Here is an 11,684-nt window from a genome sequence, read left to right on the forward strand (position 1 = left end):
TTGGGGGCATATTTTAGTTTTATAGATAATTTTCTATATTTGATTTGATTACATCTTTAGGTAAGAAACCAACCATTGTCTCTACTGGCTGTCCATTTTTTATGATAGCCATTGTTGGTATTGATTGGATTCCATACTCACTTGCAATATCCACACTTTGGTCAACATCGACTTTTATAAATTGTGTTTTTTCTTTCATTTCATTTGATAATTCTTCAAATATTGGAGCTAGCATTTTGCAAGGTCCACACCAATTTGCAAAGAAATCTACTACTACTACTCCTTCTTCTTTTATTGCTTCCTTAAATTCATTTGAGTTAACTATTTTAGCCATTTTTCATCTCTCCCATTTATTATTATTTATTTATTATTTCTTCTTAGTTCGTCTAAATATGATACTGCAGAAAGGGCTGCTATATTACCTTCTCCTGCCGCTTTTATATATTGATATGGTGTACCAACTATATCTCCTGCTGCAAAACACCCTTTTAAATTTGTACTCATTTTTCTATCTACGTCTACATGATTTCCATCTAATTGCAAACCTGGTACTAATTGATCTGGAGATATACTATCTCTAAGTATAAATATACCATCAGTTTCTATTTCTCTATCTTTTAATATTAGTTTTTCTACGAATTTCTCTCCTACTATTTCTACTGGAGTGTCTTTTATCACTTCTATAGAAGAATCTACCTCTATTTCTTCTTTGTACATAGGTATGTAGTATACCTTTGAGGCTACTTGAGCTATAAAGTTGGCTTCTGACTCTTCATGTTTGTTATAAGCAATTATAGTAACTACTTTGTCTTTGTATAAAGGAGCATCACATGTTGCACAGTATCCTACTCCTCTACCTAAAAATTCTTCTTCTCCTTTTAAAGGTTTACCAAAGTTTACGCCTGTTGCTAGTATTACAGTCTTTGCTTCATAGTTATTATTTGTTCCCATTAGAGCAAAATGATCGCCCATTGAATATATGTTATTTATTTTATCTTCTGTTATATCTATGTCCATTGATTCTAAATGTTTGGCAAACTCATTTCTTATTTCTAATCCACTTTTACCATAAAATCCTAGGTAGTTATTGACTTTATGAGCCTTTACTAGTTTTTGACTTATTTCTTTGCTACCAAATATTTTAAATGTTTTTTTTCTTATACTTGCATTCAAAGCTGCAGATACACCTGCTGGCCCACTTCCTATTATTGCTATATCTATTCTATCGCTCATTTTTGTACCTCCTGATTATTTTAATAAGTTTTTTATATCATCTTTGATCTTTAATGGTTCTACTGTTGGTGCATATCTTTTCACTATATTACCTTCTAAATCTATTAAGAACTTAGTAAAATTCCATTTTATTTCTTTACTTAAAAGTCCTTTTGCTTCATTTTTTAAGTATTTATATAAAGGATGTGCATTCTTACCATTTACATCTATTTTTTCAAACATTGTAAAACTTACTCCATAATTTAATTGACAAAATTCGTGTATTTTTTCATTACTTCCTTTTTCTTGGTTTGCAAATTGATTACAAGGGAATCCTAAAATTTCTAATCCTTGATCTTTATACTCTTTGTATAATGCTTCTAAACCTTCAAACTGTGGAGTTAATCCGCATTTACTTGCTGTATTTACAACTAATACAACCCTTCCTTTATAACCACTCATACTTACTTCTTGCCCATTCATCTTATTTGCTTTAAAATTGTAAAATTCCATTATTAATTTCCCCTATTTGTAATTTACCCAAATTTAATTTAGTTCAATCAATTATTTTATATTTTAGAGTTAAATTCTTTTTTGAATTTAACTCACTATTATTCTTGGTAACTTTAGTCTAACATATTTAGCATTTTATCTATTTGTGTTTTTACACAAGATAAATCTAGTTCTTTACCACAACATAGAGCTTGTATTTCTTCTGGAACATGAAGTATTTCTTCTTTCATTGATCTTCCCTTTTCTGTTAACTCTACTGTAACGACTCTATCATCTTCTTTATTTCTATATTTTCTCACTAAATCCATGGATTCTAATTTTTTTACTACAGGTGTAAGTGTGCCAGAATCTAGATGTAACCTCTTTCCTAATTCTTTAAATCCTATTTCCTCATCTTCCCACATTACTAACATTGCTACATATTGTGTATAAGTTAGTCCATGCTTATCTAGTAATGGTTTATATCGTTTTATAACTTCTCTTGATAGTGCATATAGAGAAAAACATAGTTGATTATCTAATTTTATTGATTCATATTTATCCAAATTACCAACTCCAATTTATATCAATTTAATTTAACTCAATCGATTTATATTTTTATTATATATTTATATTTTCTGTGTGTCAAGGTTCTTTATTAGTTTTTTAGTATAAATATTTTTAACTGTCTCTTTTAATAATAGTACTGATTTTATATAATGATTAAAATTAAAAAAAGCTGTGAAAAACAATTTTATATAAATTGCATCACAGCTCCTTCGTAGATAACTACATATAAGTATAATTCTTATAGTATTTCTTTTTTCTTATTATTAAATTCTTCTTGTGTTATTTTCCCCTCATCTAATAATGATTCGAAGTTTCTAAATTGTTGTTGACTAGCTTTCTCATAGTTGTTATTTTCATTTACTTTTGGTATTTGTTTAAAATTAAACTTCATCATTATTTCATCTATTTTAATTTGTTCCTCCTGTGATGTCATTGAACCTTCAATTATTTCCTTTCTTAATTTAACTACTTCTGGAGCTAGTCTAACACCAATACCATTGGACTTTATTCTTTCTAAAAAGAAGTAAAGACTATCACCATCAGTAATCTCCTTATTTAAATAATTAATTAAACTAGATTTTTGGTTTATTTCATAAACACCATTTTTATTTGGCACTCCATATTTATCTGATAATTGTATCTTCTTACCAATATAATTAAACCTTATTAAATCATACTTTCGTCTACCTGATTTGTATTTTGAGCCTGTTCGATCACGCATTTTTCTCATTTTATTATTTGATTTTGCTAATTTCTCATAACTCATAGATTTTATTTTACTTTTTAGATTATAGAAATCTTCTTCAGTCATTTCTATATCCCATTTAACTACTTTTATAAACCCATCTTCAATTCTAATAGCATTAGATTTTTTTAATTGATTGTATGCAGTTGAAAAGTTAATATCACTAATTTCTAATACATTTGCCAATTCTCTTCTCATATCATAATTACTGTCTAAATCAACTAATTCTATATTTTTAAATATTTTAATTAAATGGTTTGAGTATTCCACATTGCCTAAATCAACTATATTATCATAGTATATGTTTCTATCTTCATATATAATTTTTTTAATATTTTTAGTGTCTTTAATTTTAGCCCAAGATAAATCTATCTTTTTAGTTTTTAATTTTCTTAATACTTCCATTAAATTTTCATCATGAACATTAGGCAGTGACTGGATTACCCATAAATTATTTGCCTCATATTTAACACTATATTTATGATTTACCTCAGTGTCTATACAAATACCCTTCACATATCCTTCATCAACTATACCTAAATGTGTCAGAACTAAATTGGCGATTCCTATTTTTTTATTATTTTCATCATAGAAAATAGCCCTTATACTCCCGTCTATATGATAAATTGTATTATTTTTTACTTTTACAGTTATTTCTATAGCTCCTGTTTCACTAATTTCCAAGTTTGTTTGTATTATTTCTATACCACTAAAAATTTCTTCTTTTGAAATTGCATTTGAAATTACGGCTTTTGATAATTCACCCTGTAACCTTTTAAAACGCTTTTCATTTTCAATTAAATCCCCACTTAAATTTGTTTTATCATTATTTATACTTTGTCTTTTATCTTCTTGTTTTATATATTCTTTTTGATTATATGAAATATCTGAAGACAAACTTCTAGTTTTAGATATCCGGTCTATTTCCATTTGACAACAGTTTTTTAATTTCTCTACACCATACCAAGAAGCTTGATTTTCTTCAAGCTTAGCTTGTTCTTCTTCTTTTAATATTATTGTTTTTAACTTACTATTTAATTTTTTAATTGGTGATTTAATTAAGATTATTCCTATAGTAAAGACAGTTACACACAGTATCCCCATAAAATTCATTCCATAGGTTGAGATACCTAAGCCTCCATGACTCCATTCATAATATGACGTAGATATAAATATAAAACTAATTAAAGATATGATTGTAATTATAACTCCAATTTTTAACTTCAAATTAGTTTCTTTTTCTCTCCTTTCTATTTCTTCTTTAATTGTTATTTCTAATAAAACAATTATTGGTATTATAATCATAACTATCAATATTCTTAGCATATAAGCATTTATAATAAACTCGTTCATTATCTTAAATTCAAATAAATGATTTATTGCACAAAAAACAAACGCAACTATTATCCATAAGTAGCTGATTGTTTTTATAACATTCTTTTTATAATCCATGCTGATAACTCCTTCATTTTAATACAATTATTTGTATTCTACTAGAATCTTTATAGTGGTTTATATTTTGACTATTTGTATTCTAATATTTGATTCATCTTCTTTCAATAATAGCATTTTCCCTTGTCTTGTACTGTCGAATTTAGTTGTTTAAGTATTTTTTTATGTATTATTTGATATTTATTATAAAAAAACTATCAAGCAACGAACTTGATAGTTTTTTAGATACTCACTTTTTTATTACTATTACAAATTATTTATACATATATGTCTGAGAATTCAATATTCATTCTGTCAATTTTAGCTTGGGTAAAATTTGTTTTTGTAGCAACTCCTTCATCATTTTCCACCCTATCTGGCAAACTTATTACAAATTCACTCCCTTTGCTTAACTCACTATTAAGACTTATATTCCCACCATTTAATTCAACTAATGATTTTACTAAGAAAAGACCTATCCCACTTCCCTCATGTTCTGTTTTCATTTTATTTTTTACCTGCCCAAACCTTTCAAACACTCGATTCTGTTTTGATTTAGGTATTCCGATTCCATTATCTTTTATACTTATTTTTATATTTTCCTTGCAACTTATATTCACTTCAATATTTCCATTAGCTTTATTATATTTTATAGCATTAGATAGTAAATTTAGTATAATCCTCTCCATATTATCTAGATCAAAACTAATTATTTTTTCTTCCGTATCTGTATCAAAAACTATATTCATATTATTCATATTTACAAATTGTGATACAGACATGCATATATTCTCAACAAAGCTAATAATATCGTGATTTTGTGGATTATATGTAAAGTTACCACTATCAATTTTGGTTGTATCTATTAAATTATTTACTAATTTTAATAACCTATAACTATTTTGCTTCATAATATTCGTGTATCTACAAAAGTATTGTTGATCTTCACTCTCTAACATATTAATTCTTCTGGATAGTAATTGTATGCAACTTAATATTAAGGTGACTGGTGTTCTTATTTCGTGGGATACATTTGCAAAAAAATCCATTCGTAAGGATTCTAGTTTATCTTCTAGTTTCTTACGTGCAGTTATATCACTTATTATGCCTATTTTTTCAACTATTTGGCCGTTACCACCTAATACAGGTACAAATCTACTTTGTATCCATTTATCAAATTTACCATTTCTAACTCTAGCTATATTTGAAGTAATTTCTAAATTGTTATAGTCTATACTTCCATCTATTAATTCAATATTTTCCCACTCGTCATGCCATAAAGTTATATCTTCATATAAACGCTCTGGATTAAATCCAAATATTTTTTCAAATGAATTACTTATATAAATACACTTTTCTTTATTTCTTATTACTATTGCATCATCTATATTATTGGATATTTCTTGAAAAAACTGTTCATTCTTTCTTATATCATCTCTTAGCTGTACTTTTTCATTTATATCTAACCCCAACCCCATAGTCCCTTTAATTTCTCCATTTTCACCTATGATAGGCCACTTTACAGTTTGAAGATATTGTACTTTATTTTCTGCCAGTATAACCTGACTTTCAAAATCACATTTTTCCTCTTTTTCAATTACTTCCTTATCTTCCTGTATAAATTTATGTGCCGTACCCTTAGGCCAAATATCATCGTCCCCTTTTCCTATTATGTTTTTATATGTTAGTTTAGTTGAGGCTATAAATTTATTATTTACATCAACATATTTGCCATCGTTATCTTTTATCCATGCAAAAAATGGTGCGGTTCTAATAATATCTGAAATTCTTACTTCTCCTATATTTAATGTTCTTAATATCCTAAACCTTAAGTAAAACCTATTATTTTCACCGTTATATAAGTCTATATTTATGAACAATTCATTTTTACCAATGTAGTGTTCGTATGAATATTTTTTACTTAAACTAGATTTGTCAAACGTCTTGCCAGAATCTATAATTGACCTACATTCCCACGGCAATAGGTCTAATATATTTATTTCATACTGTTCTGACAATTTTTTATAGGATTTGTTCATGTCTATAATCTTTATTCTGTCTAGCATTTCATTGCTATTTTTAACTTCAAAACAAACATATGCATCTCGACTACCTTCAATTATATCCCTATATATTTCCTCCAACATATACTCCTCCATACCATAAATTAATATATTTCCTCTTCTATACTACTGTTAATGTGTTTGTATTTTGAATTTATATCAAATAAAAGTAATAACCTAAATTGATTCAGGCTATTACTTTTAATTTAAATGTCTTAATAATTAAAGTTTTTTATTAAATTTTAATAATATTTCCTTACCTTTATTTTAATTCAAATTTCTAAAATATAAAACAAAAATAAATAATTATATTGCAATTTTTTGATAAAAGAAGCCTAATCTGTCGTTTTCAGAATAGGCTTCTTTTATAATTATTGATTAATTGTGGCAAATTTCTTTTAGTCTGTTTACAATTTAGTATTAGATTCTAATTTTAAAATTGCATCAGAAATTCTTTTTCTTCTTGTTTCTTCTTTTTTACAACTTGTTATCCATTGAAAATATTTTCGTTTGGCTGAATATGATAAACTATTATAAAACTTTAAAGCTTTTTCATTTTAATTCAACTCTTTTTTAACATCTTGTGGTAGTTCAACTGCTCTAACGTCTTCATCTTTTTCTACTTGGACAAATATTTTATCCCCTGGACCTTTCCCCATTTGATTTCTTATGTCTTTAGTTATGCCTATCATATAACATTCCTGCCCCATTCTTACAATAGAGCCTCTATAATCAATATTATCAAACTTAACTTTTACCTTTACCCTCTTTGCTCCCAATTCTTTTTCTACATCAAAAGGAATTTCAATAAAGGCTGCATCTTTATCTGGTACTTTTTTTATTATGGCTTCAAATTCGTAACTCATGTTGTACTCCTCTAATTATAACTTTTTAATATTTATCTTCTCTAACTAAATACTCATTCTTGTCTTGGTCTTCAAAATTAAACATCTTTCCATATGGCATTATCATTAAATTTTTTACATTAACACCTTTTGATTTTAATTCATTATAAGTAGTTTCTATATCATTGGTACTTAGTATTATGTTTGGGTGAGACACATTAGCACCTGGTTTTTGAGCTAACATTAATTGTTTTTCATATATTACAAAAGAAGTGAACTCGTCTTCACTAGGTCCAACTTCTAACCATGTCATATTTGGGCCCATTGGTTGTTCTAATTTTATAACAAAGTTCATCTTTTTAGTCCAAAAATCTTTGGCTTCTTCTTGATTGTTCACATATATTGTTATTTTTCCTATTTTGTTTATCATTGTTTGCCTCCTAAAATTTTCTTATTACTAGCTTTTTACAGTACTGATATAAATATTCTCTAATTTTTTGTTATCATTATAATTTAAGACAATCTTATCTATATCATCTATCATGTATCAAGTTTATTCAAATGTCTCATTTAATTAAGTTTATAATGTTGAAACTAATGTATCAATTATAAATGCTGTTATTATTCCTATTTGCAGTGATGATTCGATATTATTAGATACAATATCGTTTAATAATATCGAATCAACATGTTATTATAATATTTCTAAGCTATTAGTAATATTTTTAGTTGCATCAATCAAATGCTTTTCTATTTTTTCTAAACCTTTAAATTCCAAACGACTCTTTGGTCCTGATATACTAAGACCAGCAATTACATCTTTCTCTTTATTGTAAATAGGAGAGCTTAAACACATTAAACCATACTCATATTCCTCATTATCATAAGCAATGTTTGAGTTAAGTATATTTTCTTTTTCTTTCATAAATTGTTCTTTAGTTGTAATAGTATTTATCGTCCTAGCATTTAAAATTTCATTTTCAAAGTACATACAAATATCATTATTATCCATATTAGCAAGGAAAGTTTTTCCAATAGAAGAACAATACATTGGGGATATTGGAACTAATCTTGATACTAATATAGAAGCTTCTCCTTCTTCAGTATGAATAATAAGAATATTATTTTCATGCTTTATACCTAAATTTACAGTCTCACCTATTTCATTAGCTAGAGATCTCATGTATGGCGTACAACTACTTATAATATCTATCGATTCTTTAGATTTATCACCATATTTTATTAATATTTTCCCTAAAAATAGTTTTTCATCTTCATCTCTTTCTACAGCACTCCATTTTTCTAAAGTTTTTATTAATCTAAATGTATTTGCTTTAGGAATATCTAATTCTCTTGATATTTCTGATATTCCTACACTTCTTCCACATTTATATATGTAGTCTAATATAGCAAACGCTCTATCAACCATCGTTATATAGCTTGTATCCCTTTCTGCAACTTTTAAATTCTTATCCATAATCAACACTCCTTAAATCTTATTTTAAGTTTATTGTAACTATATTAACCCATTTTTTTATTTAAATAAAATAGTTTTATTTAATTTCAAAAAATACTTTACATGAATTAATCCTATTGATACAATATTATCAAATGAAACACCGTTTCATAACAGTATATAGGGAGGAAATTTAAAAATGAGTAAAATTACAATCGTAGGAGCAGGATCAGTTGGATCTACAGCTGCATTTTCATTGGCGGAAAACGCTATTGCAGATGAAATAGTTATAGTTGATATTAATAAAAATAAATCTTTAGGTAATTCACTAGATATTGCACATGGTCTTCCATTATTAAAACCTGTTAATATTTATGCTGGTGATTACGAGGATACTAAAAATTCAGATATAGTTGTAATAACTGTTGGTGTTCCAGAAGTAGTAGGTGAATCTAGATTAATACCATTACAAAAAAATACAGATATATTAAAGGGTGTAATCCCTCAACTTTTGAAGTACAGTCCTAATACACAAATATTAATGGTTACTAATCCAGTTGATATACTTACATATGTGGCTTATAAAATATCTAATTTACCTAAATCTAAGGTTATCGGACTAGGAACCGTTTTAGATAGTTCTAGGTTCAAATATTTACTTGGTAAAGAGTTTAATCTAGATGGTAGATGTATAAATGGATATATGATTGGGGAGCATGGCGATTCTCAAATTGCTGCTTGGAGTAAAACTTCTATAGCAGGCGTATCTATAGAAGAATACTGCAATGCTATTGGATATGAGTTATCTAATGATTTTAAAGATAATATAGAGGCTCAAGTTAAACAAACAGCTTTTGATGTTTGGGAAATGAAAGGGCCAAATTGTTTCTGTGTTGCTAATGCTATAAAAACTGTTACAGAGGCTATATTAAGAAATGAGCAAACTATATTACCTATTTCAACAATTATTGAAGGAGAGTATGGTACTAAAGATGTTTCTTTAAGTCTACCATCTATCTTAGGTAAAAATGGGGTTAAAAAAGTTTTAGATCTTCCTCTTGGAGATAATGAACTTAATGGTTTTAAAAATTCTGCATCTATTATGAAATCTTTAATAGATCAACTAGATATATAGGGGGATTATATTTATGTATGCAGCTAAAAATACAGCAACAAAAAGTAATACAAATTTAGTAAATATATTAAAATTTGCTATAGCAACAATACTTGGATTTTTATTAGTAGTAATACCTTTTAATTTTAATGGTACTGTAGATACAATATCATTTTATTATTTAAAACTATTAAAATCATCCTTAGGAAATGTACTAACATTTACTGTAGTTTCTGTAGTTGCATTAAGTGGTATAGTTTCACTTATTACTTTACTATTTAAACCTAAATTTATACTGGAAAATAAAACGTTAAAGTCTTTGTTTTCAACAACACCATTTTATGTAGGTAATAGATTAATTGGTGGCTTAATCGCTATATTATGTTTTTTTAATATGGGTCCAGAGTTTATAATTTCATTAGATACTGGTGGTACTATGCTTGATTTATCTACTCAGTTATCCATACTTATTCCTCCAATGTTATTTTTACAAGTATTAATACTTGAATTTGGAATAATGGAGTTTGTGGGATGTTTATTTGGATTTATAGTAAAACCTTTATTCAAACTTTCAGAATTTGCTGCAGTTAACATTATAAGTGCTTGGGTTGGACCAGGTAATGCTGCTATCATAGGAACAAAGCAACTATTTGAGGAAGGATTCTTTACTTTGCGTGAAGTTGCTATAATATCTACATCATTCTCTATATCAAGTATAGGTTGGGTTGTTTTAGTCGCTAATGTTTTAGGTCTTATGGATGTTTTTGGTTTGTTTTACTTTACAATTTGTGCAACGGGTGCAATTGTAGCTTTCATCACAGTTAGGCTAAGACCAATAAGCAAAATTCCAAATGTATATGTAGATGGATCAACTCAAGATAAAAATCCTAAATCTGATTTAGCTTCCAAATCAAATTTTGATAAAGCTCTAGATTTAGCTTGTGACAGAGCCTCAATTGTTTCATATAAGAATTTTACAAATAAAATTCCAAATGCTTTATCTTATGTTATTTCTCTTCAACCAATTATTATTTGTTGGGGCACAGTAGCACTTATATTATCTTGTTATACACCTATATTAGAGTGGCTATCTTACCCAATAGGTGTAATCATGAATATACTTAATGTACCAGATGCTTTTGTTGCAGCTCCAGCCATATTATCTGGCTTTGCAGATAATTATTTACCTATAATATTAGCTAAAGGACTTACTTCTACTGAAGTTAGATTTATTGTAGGTGCAATGAGTATACTTCAACTTATATTTATGTCTGAAATAGGTGCATTATTGATTTCAAATAATATAGTTAAAAAATTTAAAGATATTTTAATAATATTTTTACAAAGAACACTAATATCACTTCCAATAGTAATATTAGTATCAAAGCTTATATTTAGATAATAATAACAATTCTAGAGTAGATATTTCAAAGATTTCTACTGTTGGTATATATCCATCTAAATTAAATGAGCAATGTAGTTCCTTGCTATAAATACCCATAATAATTTAGAAGTAACTACAAGGCATTTAAAATCAATAATTTCATATTAAACATAAGAAGGGTATATCTCACTAAAAATAGTCGGATATACTCTTCTTATGTTTAATATGAAATTAGTCTTTATCCTAGGGACTGTAGGTAGATTTGTGTAAAACAAACTTACCTACAGTCTTTTTTGTATGTAAAACTGGTAAGTTTGGAATAATATTCATATTAAACTTTTGGAGGTATTAAAATGAAAAATAAAAAAGAAA

At 27.1% G+C, this 11,684-nt stretch carries 11 protein-coding genes and 1 pseudogene; 2 read left to right on the plus strand and 10 right to left on the minus strand.

What is annotated here, in order from left to right; translation table 11 throughout:
* Window positions 1–19: 19 nt before the first annotated feature.
* The 10 genes and pseudogenes from trxA to K0040_RS12325 all read right to left on the minus strand — a co-directional run bounded on the left by trxA (window position 20) and on the right by K0040_RS12325 (window position 8,835).
* Window positions 20–334, minus strand: a complete 315-nt coding sequence (gene trxA / locus K0040_RS12280) for a thioredoxin (protein ID WP_228109078.1) — start codon at window positions 332–334, stop codon at window positions 20–22.
* A gap of 26 nt (window positions 335–360) precedes the next feature.
* On the minus strand, window positions 361–1,233 hold the full coding sequence (locus K0040_RS12285; protein ID WP_228109079.1) for an NAD(P)/FAD-dependent oxidoreductase: 873 nt from the start codon (window positions 1,231–1,233) through the stop codon (window positions 361–363).
* A gap of 15 nt (window positions 1,234–1,248) precedes the next feature.
* Complete coding sequence (locus K0040_RS12290; RefSeq protein WP_228109080.1) at window positions 1,249–1,725, minus strand: glutathione peroxidase; 477 nt, start codon at window positions 1,723–1,725, stop codon at window positions 1,249–1,251.
* A 113-nt stretch (window positions 1,726–1,838) separates the two neighbouring features.
* Window positions 1,839–2,270 carry a MarR family winged helix-turn-helix transcriptional regulator gene (locus tag K0040_RS12295; RefSeq protein WP_228109081.1) on the minus strand — a complete coding sequence of 144 codons (432 nt, stop codon included), beginning with the start codon at window positions 2,268–2,270 and terminating at the stop codon, window positions 1,839–1,841.
* A 242-nt stretch (window positions 2,271–2,512) separates the two neighbouring features.
* Window positions 2,513–4,471: a hypothetical protein gene (locus K0040_RS12300; RefSeq protein WP_228109082.1), complete on the minus strand. Its 1,959-nt coding sequence runs from the start codon at window positions 4,469–4,471 to the stop codon at window positions 2,513–2,515.
* 257 nt (window positions 4,472–4,728) lie between these two features.
* Window positions 4,729–6,597 (minus strand): sensor histidine kinase, encoded by a 1,869-nt coding sequence (locus K0040_RS12305; protein WP_228109083.1) that lies wholly within the window; start codon window positions 6,595–6,597, stop codon window positions 4,729–4,731.
* 323 nt (window positions 6,598–6,920) lie between these two features.
* Window positions 6,921–7,058: pseudogene (locus K0040_RS21490) on the minus strand (YdeI/OmpD-associated family protein); the annotation flags it as partial.
* 12 nt (window positions 7,059–7,070) lie between these two features.
* On the minus strand, window positions 7,071–7,379 hold the full coding sequence (locus K0040_RS12315; RefSeq protein ID WP_228109084.1) for a DUF1905 domain-containing protein: 309 nt from the start codon (window positions 7,377–7,379) through the stop codon (window positions 7,071–7,073).
* A gap of 25 nt (window positions 7,380–7,404) precedes the next feature.
* Window positions 7,405–7,788 (minus strand): VOC family protein, encoded by a 384-nt coding sequence (locus K0040_RS12320; protein ID WP_228109085.1) that lies wholly within the window; start codon window positions 7,786–7,788, stop codon window positions 7,405–7,407.
* 264 nt (window positions 7,789–8,052) lie between these two features.
* A complete protein-coding gene (locus K0040_RS12325) occupies window positions 8,053–8,835 on the minus strand; it encodes an IclR family transcriptional regulator (RefSeq protein ID WP_228109086.1) in 783 nt (260 codons plus the stop codon).
* Window positions 8,836–9,013: 178 nt separating this feature from the next.
* Between K0040_RS12325 and K0040_RS12330 the strand changes: the two genes are divergently transcribed.
* Window positions 9,014–9,949, plus strand: a complete 936-nt coding sequence (locus K0040_RS12330) for an L-lactate dehydrogenase (RefSeq protein WP_228109087.1) — start codon at window positions 9,014–9,016, stop codon at window positions 9,947–9,949.
* 13 nt (window positions 9,950–9,962) lie between these two features.
* Window positions 9,963–11,330: a YjiH family protein gene (locus tag K0040_RS12335; protein WP_228109088.1), complete on the plus strand. Its 1,368-nt coding sequence runs from the start codon at window positions 9,963–9,965 to the stop codon at window positions 11,328–11,330.
* Window positions 11,331–11,684: the final 354 nt, after the last annotated feature.

Origin of the sequence: Terrisporobacter petrolearius, assembly GCF_020748185.1 — a bacterium.
Classification (GTDB): domain Bacteria; phylum Bacillota; class Clostridia; order Peptostreptococcales; family Peptostreptococcaceae; genus Terrisporobacter; species Terrisporobacter petrolearius.